This window comes from Paenarthrobacter aurescens, assembly GCF_025421775.1.
Lineage (GTDB): Bacteria > Actinomycetota > Actinomycetes > Actinomycetales > Micrococcaceae > Arthrobacter > Arthrobacter aurescens_B.
Map to the genome: position 1 here is coordinate 231,626 of NZ_JAOEFX010000007.1, position 22,337 is coordinate 253,962.

Annotated in this window: 23 protein-coding genes; 15 read left to right on the top strand and 8 right to left on the bottom strand. The window is 63.8% G+C overall.

All coding sequences use genetic code 11. The features are described from left to right. The first annotated feature begins 28 nt into the window (after positions 1-28). Positions 29-163, top strand: a complete 135-nt coding sequence (locus N7568_RS16335; protein ID WP_011776304.1) for a hypothetical protein — start codon at positions 29-31, stop codon at positions 161-163. Further along, positions 160-1,317: a N(5)-(carboxyethyl)ornithine synthase gene (locus N7568_RS16340; protein WP_261610842.1), complete on the top strand. Its 1,158-nt coding sequence runs from the start codon at positions 160-162 to the stop codon at positions 1,315-1,317. Before N7568_RS16335 ends, N7568_RS16340 begins: the two co-directional genes overlap by 4 nt. 69 nt (positions 1,318-1,386) lie before the next feature. On the opposite strand, the gene N7568_RS16345 is transcribed toward N7568_RS16340, so the two are convergent. Then, the gene (locus N7568_RS16345; RefSeq protein WP_261610843.1) at positions 1,387-2,787 is read right to left on the bottom strand and encodes an MFS transporter; all 1,401 of its coding nucleotides are present in this window, start codon (positions 2,785-2,787) and stop codon (positions 1,387-1,389) included. Between the two features lie 178 nt (positions 2,788-2,965). On the opposite strand from N7568_RS16345, the gene N7568_RS16350 reads away from it, so the two are divergent. Then, positions 2,966-3,820 carry a LysR substrate-binding domain-containing protein gene (locus tag N7568_RS16350; protein ID WP_179017772.1) on the top strand — a complete coding sequence of 285 codons (855 nt, stop codon included), beginning with the start codon at positions 2,966-2,968 and terminating at the stop codon, positions 3,818-3,820. Here N7568_RS16350 and N7568_RS16355 read toward each other — a convergent pair. After that, the gene (locus N7568_RS16355; RefSeq protein ID WP_261610844.1) at positions 3,817-4,749 is read right to left on the bottom strand and encodes an SDR family oxidoreductase; all 933 of its coding nucleotides are present in this window, start codon (positions 4,747-4,749) and stop codon (positions 3,817-3,819) included. The two genes, N7568_RS16350 and N7568_RS16355, sit on opposite strands and share 4 nt — an antisense overlap. Positions 4,750-4,816: 67 nt before the next feature. Between N7568_RS16355 and N7568_RS16360 the strand changes: the two genes are divergently transcribed. From N7568_RS16360 to N7568_RS16370, 3 genes are all read left to right on the top strand, one after another. Then, positions 4,817-5,173, top strand: a complete 357-nt coding sequence (locus tag N7568_RS16360) for a metalloregulator ArsR/SmtB family transcription factor (RefSeq protein ID WP_261610845.1) — start codon at positions 4,817-4,819, stop codon at positions 5,171-5,173. 25 nt (positions 5,174-5,198) lie between these two features. Further along, positions 5,199-5,765 (top strand): GNAT family N-acetyltransferase, encoded by a 567-nt coding sequence (locus tag N7568_RS16365; protein WP_261610846.1) that lies wholly within the window; start codon positions 5,199-5,201, stop codon positions 5,763-5,765. Between the two features lie 73 nt (positions 5,766-5,838). Continuing rightward, the gene (locus N7568_RS16370; RefSeq protein WP_261610847.1) at positions 5,839-6,612 is read left to right on the top strand and encodes a sugar phosphate isomerase/epimerase family protein; all 774 of its coding nucleotides are present in this window, start codon (positions 5,839-5,841) and stop codon (positions 6,610-6,612) included. Here N7568_RS16370 and N7568_RS16375 read toward each other — a convergent pair. Continuing rightward, positions 6,609-7,361, bottom strand: a complete 753-nt coding sequence (locus N7568_RS16375; protein ID WP_261610848.1) for an alpha/beta hydrolase — start codon at positions 7,359-7,361, stop codon at positions 6,609-6,611. The two genes, N7568_RS16370 and N7568_RS16375, sit on opposite strands and share 4 nt — an antisense overlap. After that, positions 7,358-8,395 carry a LacI family DNA-binding transcriptional regulator gene (locus tag N7568_RS16380; protein WP_261610849.1) on the bottom strand — a complete coding sequence of 346 codons (1,038 nt, stop codon included), beginning with the start codon at positions 8,393-8,395 and terminating at the stop codon, positions 7,358-7,360. Before N7568_RS16380 ends, N7568_RS16375 begins: the two co-directional genes overlap by 4 nt. A gap of 197 nt (positions 8,396-8,592) precedes the next feature. Between N7568_RS16380 and N7568_RS16385 the strand changes: the two genes are divergently transcribed. The 4 genes from N7568_RS16385 (at position 8,593) to N7568_RS16400 (ending at position 12,496) form a co-directional block, all read left to right on the top strand. Next, on the top strand, positions 8,593-9,762 hold the full coding sequence (locus tag N7568_RS16385; protein ID WP_026543316.1) for a Gfo/Idh/MocA family protein: 1,170 nt from the start codon (positions 8,593-8,595) through the stop codon (positions 9,760-9,762). Beyond that, positions 9,762-10,976, top strand: coding sequence for a dihydrodipicolinate synthase family protein (locus tag N7568_RS16390; RefSeq protein ID WP_261610850.1), 1,215 nt, complete (start codon positions 9,762-9,764; stop codon positions 10,974-10,976). The genes N7568_RS16385 and N7568_RS16390 overlap by 1 nt, the downstream gene beginning before the upstream one ends. Then, positions 10,973-11,815 (top strand): sugar phosphate isomerase/epimerase family protein, encoded by an 843-nt coding sequence (locus N7568_RS16395; protein ID WP_261610851.1) that lies wholly within the window; start codon positions 10,973-10,975, stop codon positions 11,813-11,815. The genes N7568_RS16390 and N7568_RS16395 overlap by 4 nt, the downstream gene beginning before the upstream one ends. A 510-nt stretch (positions 11,816-12,325) precedes the next feature. After that, positions 12,326-12,496: a hypothetical protein gene (locus N7568_RS16400; protein ID WP_261610852.1), complete on the top strand. Its 171-nt coding sequence runs from the start codon at positions 12,326-12,328 to the stop codon at positions 12,494-12,496. Positions 12,497-12,500: 4 nt separating this feature from the next. On the opposite strand, the gene N7568_RS16405 is transcribed toward N7568_RS16400, so the two are convergent. From N7568_RS16405 to N7568_RS16420, 4 genes are all read right to left on the bottom strand, one after another. Next, on the bottom strand, positions 12,501-12,950 hold the full coding sequence (locus N7568_RS16405; RefSeq protein ID WP_261610853.1) for a globin domain-containing protein: 450 nt from the start codon (positions 12,948-12,950) through the stop codon (positions 12,501-12,503). A gap of 61 nt (positions 12,951-13,011) precedes the next feature. After that, the gene (locus N7568_RS16410) at positions 13,012-13,239 is read right to left on the bottom strand and encodes a hypothetical protein (protein ID WP_261610854.1); all 228 of its coding nucleotides are present in this window, start codon (positions 13,237-13,239) and stop codon (positions 13,012-13,014) included. Next, a complete protein-coding gene (locus N7568_RS16415; protein ID WP_261610855.1) occupies positions 13,211-14,314 on the bottom strand; it encodes a YihY/virulence factor BrkB family protein in 1,104 nt (367 codons plus the stop codon). Before N7568_RS16415 ends, N7568_RS16410 begins: the two co-directional genes overlap by 29 nt. A 209-nt stretch (positions 14,315-14,523) precedes the next feature. Continuing rightward, entirely contained in the window at positions 14,524-15,789 is a 1,266-nt protein-coding gene (locus N7568_RS16420) for an ROK family transcriptional regulator (protein WP_261610903.1), read from the bottom strand. 82 nt (positions 15,790-15,871) lie between these two features. Here N7568_RS16420 and xylA point away from each other — a divergent pair, with 82 nt between their 5' ends. The 5 genes from xylA to N7568_RS16445 all read left to right on the top strand — a co-directional run bounded on the left by xylA (position 15,872) and on the right by N7568_RS16445 (position 22,317). Beyond that, the gene (xylA, locus tag N7568_RS16425) at positions 15,872-17,059 is read left to right on the top strand and encodes a xylose isomerase (protein WP_261610856.1); all 1,188 of its coding nucleotides are present in this window, start codon (positions 15,872-15,874) and stop codon (positions 17,057-17,059) included. Between the two features lie 84 nt (positions 17,060-17,143). After that, a complete protein-coding gene (locus tag N7568_RS16430; RefSeq protein ID WP_261610857.1) occupies positions 17,144-18,574 on the top strand; it encodes a xylulokinase in 1,431 nt (476 codons plus the stop codon). A gap of 69 nt (positions 18,575-18,643) precedes the next feature. Continuing rightward, complete coding sequence (locus N7568_RS16435) at positions 18,644-19,630, top strand: LacI family DNA-binding transcriptional regulator (protein WP_261610904.1); 987 nt, start codon at positions 18,644-18,646, stop codon at positions 19,628-19,630. A gap of 216 nt (positions 19,631-19,846) precedes the next feature. Next, positions 19,847-21,613, top strand: a complete 1,767-nt coding sequence (gene araB / locus N7568_RS16440) for a ribulokinase (RefSeq protein WP_261610858.1) — start codon at positions 19,847-19,849, stop codon at positions 21,611-21,613. Then, on the top strand, positions 21,610-22,317 hold the full coding sequence (locus tag N7568_RS16445) for an L-ribulose-5-phosphate 4-epimerase (RefSeq protein ID WP_261610859.1): 708 nt from the start codon (positions 21,610-21,612) through the stop codon (positions 22,315-22,317). The genes araB and N7568_RS16445 overlap by 4 nt, the downstream gene beginning before the upstream one ends. Positions 22,318-22,337: the final 20 nt, after the last annotated feature.

Here is a 22,337-nt window from a genome sequence, read left to right on the forward strand (position 1 = left end):
TTTTCGACTCCGCTCTAAGGGAGCCATCATGGGCGACAAATCACCGCGCCAAACTGCATCGAAGAAATCCAGTAAATCCATCAAGGAAAAGCGGGCGGATAAGCGGGCTTCCGAGTCCTCCGCCACCGAGGCCGCAAAGCCCTCTACCGGCAACAAGAAGTGACCGCGCCAACTGGCCAGCTGAGCATAGGCGTCCTTGCTACCTCGCTGAAACCCAACGAGCGGCGCCTGCCGATCCACCCGCAGCATTTGGAGCGCATCGCTCCGGAAGTACGCCAGCAGCTCCGTTTTGAGTTCGGCTACGGCGAGCGGTTTGGCGTCCCGGACACCAAGCTCGAATCGTTGGTGGGCGGGATGGGTACCCGCCAGGAGCTGATCGCCACCAGCCACGTCATCCTCCTGCCCAAGCCGCAGGCCCAGGATCTGGCAGAACTCCGCGACGGACAAACACTGTGGGGCTGGCCGCACTGCGTGCAGGACCGCGCAATCACCCAATTGGCCATCGACAAGAAGCTGACGCTCATTGCCTTTGAGGCCATGAACCACTGGGCCGGCGACGGTGGCTTCGGCCTCCATGTTTTCCACAAGAACAACGAGCTAGCCGGATACTGCTCTGTGCTGCACGCCTTGGCGCTCACGGGTTCCACCGGCGACTATGGCCGCCGGCTGAGCGCCGTCGTCATCGGTTTCGGTGCCACTGCGCGCGGCGCCGTGACGGCGTTGAATGCCCATGGCGTCCATGACGTCCAGGTCCTGACCAACCGGGGCGTCGCCGCCGTGGGGTCTCCGATCCACTCGGTGCGGATCGTGCAGTTCGACCACGACAACAACGCCCCGTTCCTCAGCCAGGTCATTACGGACAACGGGCGCAAGCCTTTGGCGCCGTTCCTGGCAGCGGCGGACATCGTGGTCAACTGCACCTTGCAGGACCCGAACGCCCCGCTGACGTACTTGCGGACTGAGGATCTGGCGGAATTCCAGCCGGACAGCCTGATCGTGGACGTTTCCTGCGACGAAGGCATGGGCTTCAGCTGGGCGCGGACCACCACGTTCGATGAGCCCATGTTCCGCGTGGGCGGTCACGTCAACTACTACGCGGTGGACCACAGCCCGTCTTATCTTTGGAACTCGGCCAGCTGGGAAATCAGCGAAGCCCTGCTGCCGTTCCTGGACACAGTGGTGGCGGGCCCGGACGGTTGGGATGCCAACGAGACCATCTCCCGGGCCATCGAAATCCGCGACGGCGTGATCCGCAACCCGGACGTCCTGGAGTTCCAGGGCCGCTCAGCGGAGTACCCTCATCTGGCTGCTGTTTAACGGAAAGCCATCGGCCTGACGAAACGTCAGTGAAGCGCCCGCGGTCCTGCCGCGGGCGCTGTCTGTTTTCTAGGCCGCCTGCGCCCGGTCCACAATCCGCAGCACCCGCCGCCGGTCGCGCAGGTCCACCTTCAGGTGCAGGGATGACTTCCGGGCAAGCACGACGGCGACTACCGCAGCGGCGATGGCCGGCACGCCACCTGAGATCAGGACAGCAAGGTGCGGACCGAGGTGCTCGGCGAGCCAGCCCATCATGGGGCCACCAATGGCCTGACCGCCGATCAGCACCACCAGGTAGAGGCTCATGACACGGCCGCGAATGCTCATGTTGGAGCTGGTCTGCACCATTTGGTTGGCCGCAGTGAGGAACATGAGGCACCAGAATCCGGCCAGGACCATGGTGACACTGAACCACACCATGGACGGCATCAGCGAGGAGACACAGAGCATGAGTCCGTACAACCCCGCCGACGTCACCACCGAGCGCAACCGAAGCTGGCGGCGCCGGGTGGACGCCACCGCTCCCATCAGTGCACCGAGCGCAACCATGGCGTTAAGCAGGCCGTAGCCTCCGGCACCGGCGTCGTACACGTGGTCCGCAAAGGCGGCCAGCAACACCGGCAGGCTCATGGCGAAAACTGCGACGAAGCCGGCCATGAGCCACGGCCAGTAGATAGTGGGCTTACTGAGTGCGTAGTTGAGCCCTTCGCGCAACATCCCCTTCTTGCGGGGTGTCGGCTGGCTGAGGTGCAACTGGTCCTTGCGGAGGATCAGCAGCATGGCCACCGTGGAGCAGCATGCCACCGCGTTGGCGGCGAAGGCCCATCCGGCGCCAACAGCCGTCAGCAGTACGCCGGCAAGCGCCGGACCGATCAAGCCTCCCAGCTGGAAGGTTGTGGAGTTCACGCTGATGGCATTGCGCAGGTACTTGGGGCCGACGAGTTCGTTGACGAAGACCTGGCGGGCCGGCTGGTCCAGGACCGTCACGAAGCCCAGGGCAAGTGCGATGACGTAGACGTGCCACACTTCGACGCGGCCACTCAAGGAAAGCACTGCCAACAGGGCTGCCAGCACAGCTGCCGCCGATTGGCAGATGATGAGGATCTTGCGCTTGGCAAAGCGGTCGGCAATCATGCCGCCCCATGGGCCAAGGAAGAGTGATGGCATGAACTGCAGCGCCACGGTAATGCCGACGGCGGTGACGGAACCGGAGAGTTGGAGCACCATCCAGTCCTGGGCGATGCGCTGCATCCAGATGGCGATCACGGCGATGAAGTGGCCGATCGCGAAGATCCTGAAGTTGGGGACCTTCAAGGAAATGAAAGTATGACGCCAGGGCAGCTTCTCGCTCACGACGGCGAGTGGCTGGGTGACGGTGTCCGGCTGGCTTGTGTCCGGCAAGGGCCGAGCGGACAGGGAATCGATGACGGGCTGGCTGACATTTGCCGCTGAAGGCGGTGGGGGTGCCAAAAGTAGTCCTCGGATGGAGAGTTTCGGTGGGATGCGTTTAACGCTATGGTTGCCAGCAGCAATTATGGAAGCGTATTGCGCCTATAACTAGCATTGCGGAACGCAATGGGCTGCTTGCAGAACAAGGAGAACCGGCGCAGTACTCCGGCCCAGCGCTGACCTGCGCTTTAGGAGTTCCGTGTTCGAACCTGTCCAGCTCCGTTCCTTTTTGGCCGTCGCTGAAACCCTGAGTTTCACCAAGGCGGCCGACCGCCTTGGGCTCGCGCAACCCACTGTCAGCCAGCACGTCCGCAAGCTGGAGGCAGCCGCCAAGCGTGTGCTGGTGGCCCGCGACACCCGTGAAGTCAGGCTCACTGACAACGGTGACGCGATGGCCGGTTTTGCCCGCAGCATCCTGGCCGCCCACGACTCCGCTGCCCGCTACTTTTCCGGATCGGCCATGCGGGGGCGGCTGCGCTTTGGCACGGCCGACGACCTCGCCATCACGGGCCTACCCCGGATTCTGCGCGAGTTCCGGCAGCTGTACCCACAAATCAACCTTGAGCTCACCGTCAGCCAGAGCGACCAGCTCTACAAACGGCTCAATGCCGGCCAGCTGGACCTCGTGTTCGTGAAATGGGTGGCCGGCGCCAAGGAAGGCACGGTGGTCAGGCATGACAACTTCGCTTGGGTGGGAGTCGAGCAGACCGTCCTGGAGCCCGGAGCACCAGTCCCGCTCATCGCCTACCCCGCGCCCAGCCTGAGCCGAAAACTGGCTATCGACGCCCTGGAGGCAGAGGGCCGGACCTGGCGGATAACCTGCAGCACCAAGCAGATCAGCGGAGTGCTGGCGGCCGTGCGGGCCGGGATTGGAGTCGCCGTCATGCCGGCATCGCTGGTGCCCGAGGACCTGAAGGTCATCACCCAGCGATTCGGGCTGCCGCCGGTGGGGGACGTGGACTTCACGCTGATCCGAAATCCACTGGCCAACGCCGAGGTGATCGACGCCCTGACGCAGGCCATCATGGGCAGGACGCTAAGCAAGTCGAACTAGTGGACCGGGCGGCTTGGCCGTCTGCGGTCCATGCGCGCATTCCACCACCTCACTACCCGAAGATCGTCCGAGGCGAAGCGGCCTTCCGGTACGGCGGCCCGGATACGTTCGTCGTCGAAAGGAAGCCTGGGACGCAGCTCCGCGGGAAGCCACGGCGCATACGGTAAAGGCTCACTGACCCCCTCGGCGAGCATCTGCGCCTGGGCTTTGGCGACGAGAGGCACCACCATGGTCCACTCTGTCAGCTGTGCCAGCGCGCGAATGGACCAGATGGGGGCGCGGACGTAAACAGGGTGGCCACCCGCCATCCGGGCGATCCTGCGGACAGCCGCTCCAAGTTCGAGCTCTTCGGCTCCGACAACCGCGACGGTCGGGGTGGGCACGCGACCTTCGAGGGCGGCAATCAGGGTGTTGACGGCCTCTTCCACCGGTATGGGTCGAACAGTCCGCTCCCGATATCCGACCGTTGCGAAAACCGGGAAGCTGCGCACCGCACGTGTCACATGGTCCACCATGTGGTCTCCCTGGCCGTAGATCATCCCCGCCTTGAGAATCGTGTGCTCGATGCCCGACTGCCGCAGGAGTTCCTCGGCAGCCCATTTGGTCTCGTGATAGGCGGAGCCACAACCCGGACGGGCGCGAAGGAAGCTCAGCATGACGATTCTTTGGACGCCCGCCCTCCGGGCAGCTTCAATGACGGCGCGGGTGCCTTCAACGTGAACCCGCTGGAAGGTCTGGTCACCGATCTCCCGGTTGATCCCCGCGCAGTGGGCTACGACGTCGCAACCTGCGAAGGCCTCCGTTAAGGCTTCGACGTCGGTGATTGCGGTCCCTGTCCGACGCGAAATGATGACGGTATCCGGCCTATTGAGTCGTTCCGCGAGGTGACGCCCTACAAAGCCGGTACCGCCGGTAATAGCCACACGCATGATCTAGCTCCTTCGCTTATTAGCAATTAAGCTAAACCGTATATAGCAATTGTGCTATATTGCAAACATGGCAGATGCAGCATCGGATATCTTCGCAGCGTTGGCGCACCCCACCAGGCGGCAAATACTTCAAGACCTCAAGGACGGCGAGTTGGCCGCCGGTGAGATCGCTGCGCGATTCAACGCCACGGGACCCACCATTTCCCGGCACTTGAGCGTGCTGCGCCAAGCCGGCCTGGTCACGGAACGGCGGGATGCCAACCGCATTCTCTACTCGCTCGTGGGTGAGCGCCTCGCACTGTCGGTAGGAGATTTCCTTTCCACGGTCTGCCCCGAGCAGATCGTGTTGCGGGAGGTCCGGAAGCGGAATCCTGCCCGCCCATCGACCAGGACGCCGAAAGAGGCCAGGACCTCCGAAGCCTGAACCCTAGCCGTAGTACGCTCACCCCATGATTCACGCCGAGCTCACCCGTCCATCGTCAAGCCTCCATGCGTCCTGGCTGGAAAGCTGGGACGAGTGGGGAACCCTTGACCAAGATGGCTCCGCGGCTTTTCTGGCAGCCCGCTACGATCTGGACCTCCGCGACAACAGCGACTTCGCCCAGTGGGTTGAATTGCTGCACCACATGCCTTTGGAAGAATTCCGGCCTCCCGAAGGCTTGGTCAACCAGAGCACCATCTGGGTGGTGGAGGGCAATTCTTATCTGGGTTCCACCAGTCTCAGGCACTCGTTGGTCAATGAGTATCTGACTGAAGTGGGTGGACACATCGGTTATGGAATCCGGCCAAGCGCCAGGGGCCGGGGACTCGCCAAACTTGCCCTCAACGGCGCCCTCCGGGAAGGGCGCGCCCTGGGGATGGAACGCGTCATGGTGACCTGCAAGCAGTCCAACCCGGCGTCCGCCCGGACCATCGAGGCCTGCGGTGGCCTCCTTGAAGGCGTCCGCCCGCCGGAGAGTTTCAGTCCGGACCTGGGTATCGCTGAGCCCATCCGTCGCTACTGGATCAACCTGTAGATAGTGGCGTTCATTTCTGTTCAGCAGGCGATACGCCCTGACCGGGTAAGCGCATTCCCGGTATCCTGTAAGCATGATCGACCTCACCACGCTGGCTGACCTCACGCCTGGCATCTGTTCCGTGACTCTCCGCTCCCACGGGATCGACGACGTCGTGCGAATTTCCTCCGACGCAGGCCTTGCCGGCATCGAGTGGGGCACCGACGTCCACGTCAGCGACCCGGAATCCGCCGGTCGTGCCAAGGCCGCTACGCATGCCGCAGGACTCACGGTCCTCTCCATGGGCTCGTACTACAGGTGCGGAGCCTTCGGGGATTTCGATCATGTCCTGGACCTGGCCACAGGCCTCGGTGCTCCGAGGATCCGGGTGTGGGCCGGGGAACTCGGTTCGGCGGGCGCCAGCCATGAACACTGGGACGCAGTGGTGAAGGACACGCAGCGGATTGCGGATCTCGCAGCCGCCCGTGGCGTCTCCATCGCGTTTGAGTATCACGGCAACACCCTCACCGACTCCCCCACCACCACCCTGGAGCTACTGACCCGGGTGAACCACGCCAACGTCGGCACCTACTGGCAGCCCGCCGTCGGACTTTCAGACCAGCAGGCGCTGGAGTCCCTCCACGAAGTACTCCCCCACGTGGTGGGCGTCCACTGCTTCTCTTGGGGGCCGGTTGCCGAACGCTTCCCGCTGCGGAACCGGAAATTGCTGTGGCAGACCGTCACCGACGTCCTGCGGGGCAACGGCAAGGACATGGACATCATGCTGGAGTTCGTCGAGGACGACCTTCCGGACAACGTCATCAACGACGCCTCATTCCTCCACACCATCACCTTGGGCGAGGACTAAGCCGTCCAACCCATCCGGCGGAGCCACCCGGCACAAAGCCCGGTCCACTGGTCCGCGCCGGGCGTTCCCACCGCCAGCCCAATTCCGTGGACGCCGTGCGGGAAGACGTGCAGTTCCACCGGGACCCCGGCCCGACTGAGCGCACTGGCATAGGCGAGGCTGTGGCCGACTGGGACCGAGTGGTCGTCGGCAGTGTGCCAGAGGAAAGCGGGCGGCGTGGCAGGGGTAACGTGCAGTTCCGTTGACAGCTCCCGCAGCACCTCCGGAGCCGCATCCACTCCGGTGAGGTTGTCCACACACCCCTGATGCGCGGAATCAACGAAGGAAATCACGGGATAGCAGAGGATACTGAGGTCCGGCGTGGCCTCTGCAACGTCCAGTGAGGCGTCGCCAGTGGACACCCCGACGGACAACGTTGATGCCACGTGTCCGCCGGCCGAAAAGCCTAAGACGCCTACGCGCGATGGGTCAAGGTTCAGCCCGTGCGCCCCTCCGCGGATCCACAACATGGCCTGTTTCGCGGCGGCGAGCGGCGCCGGATGCCTGTCCGGAGCCACCGGATATCGCAGGACGAACGCATGGATCCCCAGTGAGGCAAGCCATGCAGCCACCGGTTCCGCTTCGTGGTCGGCCGTTTTGGCGTAGCCTCCGCCGGGAAGGACCAGGACGGCAGGTGCCGCCATTCCGTAGCGCCCGACGGCGGGAATCACCGTGAGCGCCCGGGGCGCCTGGCCGTGCCGTGGTGTCATACCTGCGATTCAACCGGAGTTTCAGTGCTGCGGCGGAGCTTGACCGCACCGCTGACGGGAGGAGTATCGGGATCGCCGGCAGCGAGCCGGCCAATATCCTCGAGCGGCAGGTGGACGGTGGACAGGGCGGGCCGGAAGTCGCGCAGGGTTTCGATGTCGTCAAAACCAGCGATGGTGGCGTCGCGGGGAATCCACACGCCCTCCGGTCGAAGGGCGGCAGTGACTCCAATGGCCATGACGTCATTGACGGCGAAGATGCAGAGCCGCTCCTTTGATGCCTTGATCCGTTCGGCAAGTGCAAGTCCGGCCTCGTACCCGCCTGCGCGGTTGAAGCCGGCACGGATGACCTCGGCGGCTGGCATGCCGGCGTCGGCGAGCCCACGCTGGAAGCCGCGGACCCGGTCGTCCGATGTGTAGAGGCCCTCGGGTCCGGCAATGATCAGGAAAGCACCGTCATGCGTGGCGGCCAGTTCCACAGCGAGGCCGGCAGCCAGTTCCTCGTTGGGGACCTTCACCACGTGGTAGCCCTCGGTCGTGGACGCGCCAACCACCGGGTGGCCAACAACTCCCACGTGACCGCCATTGCGGCAGTAGCGGTCCAGTTCAGCGGCCAGCTCGGTGTTTCCCTGTTTGTCCTCAGCCCGCACGGAACGCGAACCGGCAATGACGATCGAGTCTGCGCGACGAGCAGCAAAGGCTGCCACGGCCTCTTTTTCATCCGAAGGAGCACCGGAGGTGCTGGCCAACAGCACCATACGATTCTGCTGGCGGGCCGCCTCTTGGACGCCACGGGCGATGGCAGAGAAGTAGGGATCGGCGATGTCGTGGACGATAAGGCCGATCAAGCCTGAGCTGGACTTCGCGAGCGCCTGCGCCTGCGCGTTGGGAACATAGCCGAGCTTGTCGGCGGCCTCGCGGACGCGCTCCGCGATGTCCTCGGCCGGCTTACGGGACGAGCCATTCAGGACTCGTGACGCCGTGGCCAGGGAGACCCCGGCCAAACGGGCAACTTCACTCAGTGTGCTGGCGGCCACGGGGGCCCTCCTTTTCTGCAAGCGTCGGGACTGGCGCTAAGGAAATTATGGCAGTTCCCGCCGAATTTTGGGAAAGCGCTTGCCAACCCGGCGCGCCATGGTGCATGATCAATTGCAGCGGGAATGCGCTTTCCCACACGAAATAAGCAAGCACCGGCATCCGCACAGCGACCGGCACACAAGGCACTGGAGAAAACATGGGCTACGAAACAAAGACGATCCGCATCGCCATGAACGGCATCACCGGCCGTATGGGCTACCGCCAGCACCTGCTGCGGTCCATCCTCCCCATTCGCGACGCCGGCGGCTTCACCCTTGAAGACGGCACCAAGGTTCAGGTGGAACCGATCCTGGTGGGCCGCAACGAAGCCAAGATCCGCGAACTCGCCGAGCTCCACAAGGTCTCCGAATGGACCACCGACCTGGACGCAGTCATCGCCGATCCCACCGTGGACATCATTTTCGACGCTTCCATGACCAGCCTCCGTGCCGCCACCCTGAAGAAGGCCATGCGCGCCGGCAAGCACATCTTCACCGAGAAGCCCACGGCTGAGACCCTCGAGGAAGCCATTGAGCTCGCGCAGATCGGCAAGGAAGCCGGCGTCACCGCAGGCGTCGTGCACGACAAGCTCTACCTCCCCGGCCTGGTCAAGCTCCGCCGCCTGGTGGACGAAGGCTTCTTCGGCCGCATCCTCTCCATCCGTGGCGAATTCGGCTACTGGGTCTTCGAAGGCGATGTCCAGGCTGCACAGCGTCCGTCCTGGAACTACCGCAAGGAAGACGGCGGTGGAATGACCACGGACATGTTCTGCCACTGGAACTACGTCCTCGAAGGCATCATCGGCAAGGTCAAGAGCGTCAACGCCAAGACCGCCACGCACATCCCCGCACGTTGGGACGAGGCCGGCAAGGAATACAAGGCCACCGCAGACGACGCTTCCTACGGCATCTTCGAACTCGAAACCCCGGGCGGCGACGACGTCATCGGCCAGATCAACTCCTCCTGGGCCGTTCGCGTCTACCGCGATGAACTGGTTGAGTTCCAGATCGACGGCACGCACGGTTCCGCCGTCGCCGGTTTGAACAAGTGCGTTGCGCAGCAGCGCGCCCACACCCCCAAGCCCGTCTGGAACCCGGACCTGCCCGTCACGGAATCCTTCCGCAGCCAGTGGCAGGAAGTCCCCGCCAACGCTGAACTGGACAACGGTTTCAAGCTGCAGTGGGAAGAATTCCTGCGCGACGTCGTCGCCGGTCGCGAGCACCGCTTTGGCCTGCTCTCCGCAGCCCGCGGCGTGCAGCTGGCCGAGCTCGGCCTCCAGTCCTCGGCCGAGCGCCGCACCATCGACATCCCGGAGATCACCCTCTAATGACGTCACTGATTCTTCCCACCGACGACGGCGGTACCCGCGAGTACCGCCTTCAGCCCGCCACCTCGTGGGTCAAGCCGACAGCCCCGCTGACCGCCCGCCGCGCTTATGCCGCTGCGCACGTCATCCCCGAGGTCGCCGCCGACAACACCCCCGGCGCCCCGGCTCAGCTCGACTGGGACGCCACCCTGGCCTACCGGCACGAGCTGTGGTCCTACGGTTTGGGCGTGGCCGATGCCATGGACACAGCACAGCGTGGCATGGGCTTGGATTGGGCCGCGACCCAGCAGCTCATCAAGCGCACGGGTGCCGAGGCCGCTTCCGTAGTGGCCGGCAGCAACGCGGCGACGGCAGGCAAATCCGTCCGCGACCTCGTATCCTGCGGCGCAGGCACTGATCAGTTGGACATCGCCACGCTTCCTGAGGGTGCGGCAGGCATCCAGGCCGTCATTGACGCTTACCGTGAGCAGATCGCCGTCGTCAGTGAAGCAGGACCCAAGGTCATCCTCATGGCCTCCCGCGCCCTGGCCAGGGTTGCCAACGGCGCCGACGACTACCTGCACGTCTACTCGACGCTCCTGCAGGAAGTTGACCAGCCTGTCATCCTGCACTGGCTCGGCACCATGTTCGACCCCGCGCTGGCCGGCTACTGGGGCTCCGATGACGTCTCCGTGGCTACGGAAACGTTCCTCAGCCTCATCCGCGAACACTCGGACAAGGTTGACGGCGTGAAGGTCTCGCTGCTGGACGCCTCGCACGAGGTCGCCCTCCGGGCTGCGTTGCCCTCGGACGTCCGTCTCTACACGGGCGACGACTTCAACTACCCGGAGCTGATCGACGGCGACGAGACCCACCACTCGGATGCCCTGCTGGGCATCTTCGCTGCCATCTACCCGGCCGCTTCGGTGGCGTTGCAGAAGTACGACGCCGGACAAGGAGCCGAAGGGCGCGCCATCCTGGACTCCACGCGTGAGCTCGGAAAGCACATCTTCAGCGCACCCACGTTCTACTACAAGACCGGTATCGCGTTCATGTCCTGGCTCAACGGCAAGCAGCCCGGCTTCCAGATGGTGGGCGGCCTGCACTCCGGCCGTTCCGTCCTGCACCTGTCCAAGACCTTCGAACTGGCCGATCAGGCCGGTCTACTGAAGGATCCCTCACTGGCAGCGTTCCGGATGTCGGACTTCCTGCGGATCAACGGGGTGGGCGCATGAGCGCGGATTTCTCACGCCTGTCACTGAACAGCGCCACCACCAAGAAGTGGACGCTGCCCGAGGCCGTTGACGGTTGCGCCCGCGCCGGCATCCCTGCGATCGGACCGTGGCGTGATCGCGTGGCCGAGGCCGGACTGGACAAGGCAGCCAAGCTCATCAAGGACGCCGGTCTCCGCGTTTCCTCGCTGTGCCGCGGTGGCTTCCTCACGGCTGCTGATGCTGAGGGGCAGGCTGCCGCATTGGCCGACAACTTCGAAGCCGTCCGCGAAGCAGTGGCTCTGGACACCCAGGAACTGTTCCTGGTGGTTGGCGGGCTCGCTCCCGGCGAAAAGGACGTGGTTGCTGCCCGTCAGCGCGTCGCTGACCGGCTCGAGGAACTGGTTCCGTTCGCTTCCGAGAACGGTGTGCGCCTGGTGCTTGAACCCTTGCACCCGATGTACGCCGCTGACCGCGCACTGATCTCCACCTTGGGCCAGGCCCTGGATCTCGCAGCGCCGTACGACGCGAAGGCCGTGGGCGTCGCCGTCGACACCTTCCACGTCTGGTGGGACCCGGAACTGAAGGCACAGATCGAACGTGCCGGCCGCGAAAACCGCATCGCCTCCTACCAAGTGTGCGACTTCAACCTGCCGATCGCCGCTGACGCGCTGCTGTCCCGCGGCATGATGGGCGACGGCGTCATCGACTTCGCCACCATCGGCACCTGGGTCAGGGACGCCGGATACAAGGGCGACATCGAGGTTGAGATCTTCAACCAGGAAATTTGGGACGCCGACGGCGACACCACCCTGGAAACCATGAAGCAGCGCTACGCGGAGCTCGTCCTCCCGTTCGCGTAACCACGTGATCCTCCTGCGGATGCCCTAAGCTCCGCGGGAGGATCGCTCCAAAACCAGCGGGTCCCTGCCAAGGTCACGGCAGGGGCCCGCTTTTTGGCGTCCCCGTGGTGTGTCCGTCCTGGCAGGGCGTACGGCTGTCACCCACTTCGATTACCGAACCGGCCTGACACGCCGCATTGTGGGTGTGTCGCAGAGGCCTTGGCTTCCAAAGTAGGTGGTGGCGGTACACCCGGGCGCTCACCGGGCTGGCTGGCCTGGGCGTACGGCTGTCACCCACTTTGATTTCCGAACCGGCCTGACACGCCGCAATGAGGCTGTGTCGCAGGGGCCTTGGCTTCCAAAGTAGGTGGTGGCGATACACCCTGTTTGTGTCAGCTGTGAGTCGCGGAATGGGCAGGTGAGATAAAAGGTACACAGCTGAAACATTGCGTCGACGAGAGGAAACAATGGCCTTTTACGCTGGTTTTACCTGGACAAAGACGTCCACGAAACCACTGAAAGGACACCACCATGATGCTCTTGAAGACACTCAGCTTTTTCCTCGATGCCAGCGCCAGCCACAGCGGCCCCTCCGGCGAATGCAGCCCCGAGCACTCCCCCGCTGTTGCCGTGCGACTGACGTCCAGCGCGTGGGAAGGCTGGCGGGATGACGCCGATCAGGGCTTTCCCGCCGAGGCCTGAGCTTTCAGCCCTCCATGAGTCCACCCCAGGACCATTTGGGAATCCGCAGGCCGGCAGGAACGTCGTCGGCGGAGCGCTCGTAGCGGGCCATGGTGTTGGTGGTGGCCCAAGCAAAGTAATCGTGCAGGACTTTGGCAAGCGGCTCGTCCACCACACCAACATCGGTCAGCGCTTGGTCAAAACACCCGATCGCCCGGAGGTTCATCTCTTCATGGGGACCGTTCCCGCTGTGCATCCTCACCACGGATGTTTCGTCACCGTAGCTTCCCGAGTACAGCGGCGGGCCACCCAAAGCCTCGCTCCAGTAGGCTGACAGCCGCTGGACGTGCGCCGGGTGAACGCCGTGTCGGAAGGCGTGCCCCACCACTTCGTCCTCCACCACCCTGGCATGCCAAGCCCGGGCCAAAGCAGCGAAGAAGTCTGTACCGCCGGCCGCCTCGTACACCGTCTGCATGGTGAAACAATGGCACGGGTGCGGCCGGACGGGAAGTGGTCTGCGTCGATAGCGTCCCAGTTCAGGAGGCTCGCGCAGCGAGCTGCACTTTGGCCTTCGGCAGGCCGATGAAGGTGACCGATCCGCCGTCGGGACCTCTCAATTCCAGCCTGATGTTCCGCGAGCCCTCTTGGGGTTCTACTGAGTTGACCTGAAAAACCTCACCGCTGATCCGGACGCTGTCGCCACCCTTAATGGTTTTGAGTTTCTTGTGTCGTATCTCAGCGCCCACGGCGGCGATCTCCACCATCTGTTTGCTCGGGTTTATCGCCGTGGGTCTCGCGGATTTCTTCGCCGTCCCGAATGACTTCGTCTTCCTGCTTCTGCACTTTGTCGCTCTTCTTGGTGTCCCGGGGCGGCAGCTGGATGCTCTCTTCAGCCTCAATGCCTCCCTGCAGTTGGCGGCCGCGTTCCATCTCGGCGTCGAACTCCGCGCCGAAGAGCAAGGACATGTTCAGGATCCAGAGCCACAGCAGCATGATGATGACACCCGCCAAGGCTCCGTACGTCTTGTTGTAGTTGCTGAAGTTCGCAACGTAGAAGCCGAATCCCAGAGATGCCAAGGCAAAGATCACCAGGGCGATCAACGAACCCATGCTCATCCAACGGAACTTGGGCTGCTTAACGTTGGGGGTGAAGTAGTAGAGCACCGCAATGATGGCCACCACGACGACAATGAGGACCGGCCACTTTGCGATGTTCCATACGGTCAAGAACGTCTCCGACAATCCGATGGCACCCCCGATGGCCTCCGCCACGGGTCCGCTCAGGACCAGCATGGCAGCCGCAAGCGCAGCTCCGACGACGGCGACAACCGTTACGGCGAGCATCGTGCCACGGAGTTTAACGAAGCCACGGCCCTCATCTACTTCGTAGACACGGTTCATGGCGCGGCTGAACGCGGTGACGTAGCCGGACGCTGACCACAGCGCCACCACGATGCCGAAGACCAGCGCGAAGCCGGCGGCGTTGGATTGGGTGAGTTCCTCGATGGGCTGCCGCAGCGTATCGACGCCCGGGCCTGGCGCGAATTGCTGGACCATATCCAGGAGGGCGGACGTGGTCTTCCCCGCGTCCCCGAAGATCCCCAACAGGGAGACCAACGCCAGGAGCGCAGGGAAGAGGGCCAGGACGCCGTAGTAGGTGAGACCGGCTGCGGCGTCCGGGCACTGGTCCTTGGTGAACTCCCGCAACGTCCGCTTGGCGATGTACATCCACGTGGGCTTCGCGAGGTCGTTCGGGCTGTCCGGCTTACGCGAGTCTTCCGGGGAGGGAGCGGTCTGAGCCTTGGCTGTACTGGTGTGGGCTGAGTCTTGTGTAGTCATGGGGCACTCGTCCGTTTGGGGTAGTTTGTGCGAACAACTGACCCACCAATAGTAAGCATGCTTACGATCATACGGAAGCGCACACGGCCTTTTATCGCCTGCGACCCCGGAAGATTACCGCGGAACCCACCCACCCGACGAACCCGAGGCCAAGGCACCATGCTGCCGCGAGCCACCCCGAGGCTCCGCCTGTCTGATCGCGGGCCGGACTACGCCAGCTTGCCCGCCAACAGGAACTCAAACGGTGACTCAATCACTGAACGGATCACCTGGCCTGCCGCTCCGAGGAGTGTCCCGGAGTGCTCCAGCCCGGACACCGTGAGGTTCTTCGGGTCCAGCAGCCCGGGCGCGTAGCGCTCCAAGCTGGCGAGCAACGCCGGCCTGAGCCACTCCGACAGCAAGGCAAAGTGCCCGCCCAGGACTACGGCTTCAATATCCATCAAGCGGGCAGAAGAGGCGAGCGCGACACCCAAGTACCGCCCGGCGTCGTGAACTGCTTTGGTGGCCTGCGGATCCTGCGCTGCCAAGGCAGCAAGCAGCAGGGCTGTGCGCTCACCCAGCGAGCCTTCCGAGGTTCCGGCGGCCTCGAAAATGGCTTCCTGCCCAGCGAACGTTTCGAGGCACCCCGCACCGCCGCATGAACAGGCCGGACCCTCCGGATGCACCACGATGTGGCCCAGTTCGCCCGCTGAACCGCCAGGCCCGGTGTATAGCTCAGAGCCGATGATCACCCCACCGCCGACGCCCACTTCGCCGGATACGTAGAGGAAGTCAGCCTGTCCGGCGCCGTACCAAAGCTCGCCGAGGGCAGCACTGTTGGCCTCATTGGATAGCCTGACGCCAAGCGGCGCGCCTTCCAGCAGTGACCGCGGGTTCAGTTGCTCACGCTCCCAGTGGAGGTTCGGCGCCGAGAGCACCATGTTCCGCTGTTCGTCCACCAGCCCGGGAACCGCCAACCCGCCACCGAGGATGGAGATCTTTTCGGCCGCCGCCGCGGCTTTTGCTTCGGCCGCCAGGCCCCCCAGGCGCTCCATGACGTTTTCCGGCGGCAATCCCCGGTTTCTAGACTCCACTGAGGCGTGGAATCGAAGGTTTCCACCAAGGTCCACCAGTCCTACGGCAAGGTAATCGACGTTGATTTCCATACCGACGACGCCGCGGCGTGAGCTGAGTTCGAGCCCTTGGCCTGGCCGCCCACGCTCCCCGTCGCGATAAAGCCCAACTTCGGCAACGAGCCCTGACTCTACAAGGTCGGCAACAAGGCTGGAGACGGCCGCCTTGGTAAGTCCGGTGCCGGCTGCGAGCTGCGCACGGCTGGGCTTGGCGTCCCCGGTCCGCGCGATGGAGTCCAAGACCAACGAAAGATTTCGACGGCGGACGTCGCCGACGCGGCCGGGCGCGGTTGACTCGTTCACTGGCGTGGGACTCCCTGCGGATTTGAAAAATGTTGCTGGCTTCCATTGACCATGATCCATCATCCCCCATATAGTTCAGATTGAAAACTAATTGGGGAGCTTTTCTTCCAGCCCCTCCCCCAGTGCTTTGCAAAGGAGCAAAATGACCCCGCAGCCCACCCCGCAGGACCGCTTCACCTTTGGCCTCTGGACCGTCGGATGGACCGGCGCCGATCCCTTTGGCGTAGCAACCCGGCCGGCCCTGGACCCTGTCGAGGCCGTACACAAACTGAGTGAGCTCGGCGCCTACGGCATCACGTTCCACGACAATGACCTGATCCCGTTCGATGCCACGACATCCGAACGCGACCTCATTCTCAAGAACTTCAAGGCAGCGTTGGCTGAGACCGGCCTGAAGACGCCGATGGTGACTACCAACCTGTTCAGCCATCCCGTATTCAAGGACGGCGGCTTCACCTCCAACGATCGTTCGATCCGCCGCTTCGCCCTGAGCAAGATCCTGCGCAACATCGACCTCGCCGCCGAGCTTGGCGCCGAAACGTTCGTAATGTGGGGCGGCCGCGAAGGCAGCGAGTATGACGGTTCCAAGGACCTGTCCGCAGCGCTGGACCGCATGAGGGAAGGCGTGGATACTGCGGCGGGCTACATCAAGGAAAAGGGCTACGACCTCCGGATTGCGCTGGAACCGAAGCCGAACGAACCCCGCGGCGACATCTTCCTCCCCACCGTTGGACACGGCCTGGCATTCATTGCCCAGCTGGAACACGGAGACATTGTGGGCCTCAACCCGGAGACGGGTCATGAGCAGATGGCCGGGCTGAACTTTACCCATGGCATTGCCCAGGCCCTGTGGGCCGGCAAGCTCTTCCACATCGACCTCAACGGCCAACGCGGCATCAAGTACGACCAAGACCTGGTCTTCGGCCACGGCGACCTCACCAGCGCCTTCTTCACGGTGGACCTGCTGGAGAACGGCTTCCCCAACGGCGGACCCACGTACGACGGCCCCCGCCACTTCGACTACAAGCCTTCCCGCACCGATGGCTACGACGGCGTCTGGGAATCAGCCAAGTCCAACATGTCCATGTACCTCCTGCTGAAGGAACGCGCCCTCGCCTTCCGGGCAGATCCGGCCGTCCAGGAAGCGCTTGCAACCTCGGGTGTCTTCGAGCTGGGCGAGCCCACCTTGAACGCCGGAGAAACCACAGCGGATCTGCTGGCTGACGCCAGCGCGTTCGAAACGTTCGACGCCGACAAGGCCGCCGAGCGCTCGTTCGCCTTCGTCCGCCTCAACCAGCTGGCCATCGAGCACCTGCTCGGCTCCCGCTAAGTCACCCCAACCACAGTCCCGTCGCCGGGCTCCGCGAGGCTTCCTCGCAGGGCCCGGTGACGGTTCGCCAAAGGAACAAAACGCATGCCCCTCGTAGCCGGGATCGACAGCTCCACCCAGTCGTGCAAAGTGGTTATCCGCGACTCAGTCACCGGCGCCTTGGTGCGCCAAGGCCGGGCGCCCCATCCTGAGGGCACGGAAGTCCACCCTGATCATTGGTGGACAGCCCTTCAGGACGCGATCGCCGAGGCCGGCGGACTGGACGACGTCGACGCCGTGTCCGTAGGCGGCCAGCAGCATGGCATGGTGTGCCTGGACGAAGCCGGCAACGTAGTCCGCCCCGCTCTTCTGTGGAACGACACACGCTCGGCGATCGACGCGGAAGAATTGACACTCGACGCCGGTAACGGTGATGCCGCCGCGGGCGCAGCGTATTGGGCATCCACCACAGGAACCGTACCGGTGGCATCGTTGACTGCCACAAAGCTCCACTGGCTGGCCCGGAACGAACCGGAGAATGCTCGACGCACTGCCGCGGTTTGCCTGCCCCACGATTGGCTTTCCTGGCGGCTGGCCGGCCACGGCCCTGGCAGTGGACCCGCATCGCTGGAACTCCTGCGTACCGATAGGTCCGACGCTTCAGGTACGGGCTACTTCTCGGCCAGCAATGGCGAGTATCTTCCGGAGGTGCTCGAAAGCACGCTCGGCCATGTCCCCATCCTGCCCGTCGTCGTGGGACCCCTGGAAGTTGGGGGCAAGACACCCGGCGGTGCTTTGATCGGACCCGGAGCAGGTGACAACGCCGCAGCAGGTCTGGGCGTCAGCGCCGCCGTCGGGGACGTTGTTATTTCCATCGGAACCTCGGGGACCGTGTTCGCAGTGTCGGGCGTTCCGGCGCAGGACGCCAGTGGGCTGGTTGCCGGTTTCGCCGATGCTACGGGCAATTTCCTTCCCCTCGCCTGCACGCTCAACGCGACAAGGATCTTTGATGCCACGGCCGCATTGCTCGGCGTGGACTTGGGGGAACTGGGCGCCTTGGCGCTCTCCGCTCCCGAGGGTGCCAATGGGTTGACTTTGGTGCCGTACTTCGAGGGGGAACGGACACCCAACCTGCCTGATGCCACGGGCTCACTCCACGGCATCACGGTCTCCAACTACACGCCGGCCAATCTGGCCCGAGCTGCAGTGGAGGGTGTGCTGTGTTCACTGGCGGACGGGTTGGCGGCGCTGCAGGCACAGGGCGTCTCCGCGCAGCGCATCATCCTGGTGGGTGGAGGTGCGCAATCGGAGGCCGTCCAGCGGGTGGCTGCTTCGGCCTTTGGACTGCCGGTTTTCGTACCCCGCCCCGGCGAGTATGTCGCCGACGGCGCTGCCCGCCAAGCGGCAGGCGTCCTCACGGGCCAGTTCCCTGAGTGGCCGCTGGATGGCGTGGACGTCAAACCCCGGGCAATCGATGGGGCTGCCCCCTTCCTGACGAGGTATCGCCGTTACGCCGCCAAGGTTGCCATGGGCTGATCATGGGCGCCTGTGCTCTATCGTGACAGGGTGAGCTCTGAACAATCTGCATCAGCCCGGCCTCCTGTCATGGAGGACGTTGCCCGAGTGGCGGGAGTTTCCCATCAGACCGTGTCACGGGTGCTGAACAACCACCCCAACGTGAGTTCCAAAACCCGTGAGCGCGTGGAACAGGCCATCACCGAACTTGGCTACCGCCGCAACACGGCCGCGCGCAGCCTGGTAACACGACGCTCCCAAACCATCGGCGTGCTCGGCAGCGAGATGGCACAATACGGGCCATCCCACACACTTCTGGGAGTCCAGCAGGCGGCAAGGGACGCGGGCTACTTCGTAAGTGTCGCCGGCCTAAGGGAAGTCACACCGGAGACCATCAAGGACGCCATTGCCCACTTCATGGATCAGGGCGTGGACGGCATCGTTGTGACTGTGCCCCACCCTGGAACTTTTGACGTTCTCCGGGACATTACCGTTCCAGTGCCCTTGGTCGCCGTGGGGTCTGTCGGCGATGAGCACCTCGGCGGCGCCACCGTTGACCAACAGGAAGGGGCGCGGCTCGCGGTCCAACACCTCCTGGACCTTGGGCACAAGCAGATCGGCCACCTCTCCGGACCTGTTGACTGGATTGACGCCGCTGCCCGGATCGACGGTTGGCGTGAGGCATTGGCGGAGGCCGGGCTTGAACCGGCCACACTGATCGAGGGCGATTGGAGTGCTGGGTGCGGTTACCGCGAAGGCCTGAAAATCGCCGCCGACCGTTGCGTGACGGCACTGTTCGTAGCGAATGACCAGATGGCCCTCGGTGTCCTGCGCGCATTCAACGAAACGGGTGTGCAGGTGCCGCAGGACATCAGCGTTGTGGGCTTTGACGACCAGCCCGAGTCCGCTTACTTTATCCCTCCGCTGACTACGGTGGCGCAAGACTTCGAAGAGCTAGGCCAGCGCTGCATCAGCCTGCTCCTGGACCGTTTGGAGAACGGCGATACCGTCTCAGCTGCCACAGTCCCGCCACGCCTCGTAGTCCGATCCACCACGGCGCCTCCCCTCACCGCCTAACCCAGCGGGAGACGGATAACGCTCCACCGAGAGCTCAAAAGAGCGTTATCCATCCCCGGTTTGGGCGCGTCCGCCAAGAACCCGCATCTTGAGCCTCGTTTTCAGACTGCACGCTCTTGACATCAAAGTTGTGAGCGCTAACAATTACATCAGACCTTCTTCAGTTTTCCACCCCGACCCCGGCAATGAGGCCTTGGCCTGCCGGATGGAGACCCCATGAATACCTCTGAAAACCTCCCGCTCGACGAGCAATTCGTCATCGGCGTGGACTATGGCACCTTGTCTGGACGCGCCGTCGTCGTGCGTGTATCGGATGGTGCCGAAATCGGCAGCGGCGTGTTCGAATATCCGCACGCCGTCGTCACAGAAAACCTCCCCGGCAGCGGCCAACGATTGCCCGCCGACTGGGCACTCCAAGTACCCAACGACTACCGCGACGTCCTGCGCAATGCTGTACCGGCCGCCGTCGCCGATGCCGGAATCATCCCGGAGAATGTGGTTGGCATCGCCACCGACTTCACCGCCTGCACTATGGTTCCGACCACGGCGGACGGCACGCCGCTGAACGAACTGGAACTCTTCGCGGACCGGCCGCACGCCTTCGTGAAACTGTGGCGCCACCATGCCGCACAGCCGCAGGCAGACCGCATCAACCAGCTGGCGGAAGAACGTGGTGAGTCCTGGCTTCCCCGCTACGGCGGCCTCATCTCCTCCGAGTGGGAGTTCGCCAAGGGCCTGCAGCTCCTTGAGGAAGATCCGGAAGTCTACGCCGCCATGGATCACTGGGTTGAGGCCGCCGACTGGATCGTCTGGCAGCTTTGCGGGAGCTACGTCCGCAACGCCTGCACTGCCGGATACAAGGGCATCTACCAGGACGGAAAGTACCCTTCAGAGGACTTCCTGGCAGCCCTCAATCCTGATTTCAAGGGCTTTGTCAGCAGCAAGCTGGAACACACCATCGGCCGCCTGGGCGACGCCGCCGGTTACCTCACCGAAGAGGCCGCGGCGTGGACGGGACTTCCGGTGGGAATCGCCGTGGCAGTAGGCAACGTCGACGCCCACGTCAGCGCGCCGGCCGCAAACGCAGTGGAGCCAGGGCAGCTCGTGGCGATCATGGGCACGTCCACATGCCATGTCATGAACGGCGACGTGCTCCGCGAGGTCCCCGGCATGTGCGGTGTGGTGGATGGCGGCATCGTGGACGGCCTCTGGGGATATGAAGCGGGTCAGTCCGGAGTTGGCGACATCTTCGGCTGGTTCACCAAGAACGGCGTTCCGCCCGCGTACCACAAGAGCGCCAAGGACAAGGGTCTGGGCATCCACGAGTACCTCACTGAACTCGCGGAGAAGCAGGCCATCGGCGAGCACGGGCTCATCGCCCTGGACTGGCACTCAGGCAACCGCTCAGTACTGGTGGACCACGAACTTTCCGGTGTGGTGGTGGGCCAGACCCTGGCAACCAAGCCCGAGGATACTTACCGCGCACTGCTGGAAGCCACTGCGTTCGGCACCAGGACAATCGTGGATGCATTCCGCGATTCCGGTGTGCCGGTCAAGGAGTTCATCGTGGCCGGCGGGCTCCTGAAGAACAAGTTCCTGATGCAGGTTTACGCCGACATCACCGGCCTGCAGCTCTCAACGATTGGATCTGAACAAGGTCCGGCGCTGGGCTCGGCGATCCATGCGGCTGTGGCTGCGGGAAAGTACAAAGACATCCGTGAAGCCGCAGCCTCCATGGCAGCTGCACCCGGCGCTGTCTATACGCCCATTCCGGAGAACGTGGCCGCGTACGAGGTCCTCTTCCAGGAGTACCGCGCTCTGCACGATTACTTCGGCCGTGGCACCAACAACGTGATGCACCGCCTCAAGGCCATCCAGCGCGCCGCGATCCAGGGTTCAGGAAGCCAGGGTTCAGCAGGGCAGGGTTCAGGAAGCCACGGTTCAGCAACGCAGGCAACCACCCTCGAAGGAGCAAACGCATGAGCACCCTCCTCGAAACGATCGCAAGGGTCCGCAAGGAAGTCTGCGAGCTGCATGCAGAACTGACCCGCTATGAACTGGTGGTCTGGACGGCCGGCAACGTCTCGGGCCGGATTCCAGGGCACGACCTCATGGTCATCAAGCCATCGGGCGTTTCCTACGATGACCTCACACCGGAGCTCATGGTGGTCACTGACCTCTATGGCACCCCGGTCAGGGGCATGAACACCGGAAGTGCCGGAACCGTGGACTGCGGCAACCCGGACCTCTCGCCGTCCTCCGACACCGCCGCCCACGCCTACGTCTACCGGCACATGCCGGAGGTAGGAGGCGTTGTCCACACGCACTCCACCTACGCCACCGCCTGGGCTGCGCGCGGCGAGGAAATCCCCTGCGTACTGACCATGATGGGCGACGAGTTCGGCGGCCCCATCCCCATTGGACCGTTTGCGTTGATCGGAGACGATTCGATCGGCCAAGGCATCGTGGAAACCCTTAAGAACTCCCACTCGCCCGCGGTCCTGATGCAGAACCATGGGCCTTTCACCATTGGCAAGTCAGCCCGCGAGGCCGTCAAGGCAGCGGTGATGTGTGAGGAAGTGGCCCGCACGGTCCACATCTCCCGGCAACTCGGTGAGCCCCTGCCCATCGACCAGGCAAAGATCGAGTCCCTCTACGACCGATACCAGAACGTTTATGGCCGCTAACGCGGTCAGCCAGAAGCAAC

Bases quoted from the DNA above. Each gene is read 5' to 3' on its own strand.
- N7568_RS16335 (WP_011776304.1), top strand. From the start codon at position 29: ATGGGCGACAAATCACCGCGCCAAACTGCATCGAAGAAATCCAGTAAA.
- N7568_RS16355 (WP_261610844.1), bottom strand. From the start codon at position 4,749: ATGCGTGTGGCTATTACCGGCGGTACCGGCTTTGTAGGGCGTCACCTC.
- N7568_RS16360 (WP_261610845.1), top strand. From the start codon at position 4,817: ATGGCAGATGCAGCATCGGATATCTTCGCAGCGTTGGCGCACCCCACC.
- N7568_RS16365 (WP_261610846.1), top strand. From the start codon at position 5,199: ATGATTCACGCCGAGCTCACCCGTCCATCGTCAAGCCTCCATGCGTCC.
- N7568_RS16370 (WP_261610847.1), top strand. From the start codon at position 5,839: ATGATCGACCTCACCACGCTGGCTGACCTCACGCCTGGCATCTGTTCC.
- N7568_RS16375 (WP_261610848.1), bottom strand. From the start codon at position 7,361: ATGACACCACGGCACGGCCAGGCGCCCCGGGCGCTCACGGTGATTCCC.
- N7568_RS16385 (WP_026543316.1), top strand. From the start codon at position 8,593: ATGGGCTACGAAACAAAGACGATCCGCATCGCCATGAACGGCATCACC.
- N7568_RS16390 (WP_261610850.1), top strand. From the start codon at position 9,762: ATGACGTCACTGATTCTTCCCACCGACGACGGCGGTACCCGCGAGTAC.
- N7568_RS16395 (WP_261610851.1), top strand. From the start codon at position 10,973: ATGAGCGCGGATTTCTCACGCCTGTCACTGAACAGCGCCACCACCAAG.
- N7568_RS16400 (WP_261610852.1), top strand. From the start codon at position 12,326: ATGATGCTCTTGAAGACACTCAGCTTTTTCCTCGATGCCAGCGCCAGC.
- N7568_RS16405 (WP_261610853.1), bottom strand. From the start codon at position 12,950: ATGCAGACGGTGTACGAGGCGGCCGGCGGTACAGACTTCTTCGCTGCT.
- N7568_RS16410 (WP_261610854.1), bottom strand. From the start codon at position 13,239: ATGGTGGAGATCGCCGCCGTGGGCGCTGAGATACGACACAAGAAACTC.
- N7568_RS16415 (WP_261610855.1), bottom strand. From the start codon at position 14,314: ATGACTACACAAGACTCAGCCCACACCAGTACAGCCAAGGCTCAGACC.
- N7568_RS16420 (WP_261610903.1), bottom strand. From the start codon at position 15,789: ATGGATCATGGTCAATGGAAGCCAGCAACATTTTTCAAATCCGCAGGG.
- xylA (WP_261610856.1), top strand. From the start codon at position 15,872: ATGACCCCGCAGCCCACCCCGCAGGACCGCTTCACCTTTGGCCTCTGG.
- N7568_RS16430 (WP_261610857.1), top strand. From the start codon at position 17,144: ATGCCCCTCGTAGCCGGGATCGACAGCTCCACCCAGTCGTGCAAAGTG.
- N7568_RS16435 (WP_261610904.1), top strand. From the start codon at position 18,644: ATGGAGGACGTTGCCCGAGTGGCGGGAGTTTCCCATCAGACCGTGTCA.
- araB (WP_261610858.1), top strand. From the start codon at position 19,847: ATGAATACCTCTGAAAACCTCCCGCTCGACGAGCAATTCGTCATCGGC.
- N7568_RS16445 (WP_261610859.1), top strand. From the start codon at position 21,610: ATGAGCACCCTCCTCGAAACGATCGCAAGGGTCCGCAAGGAAGTCTGC.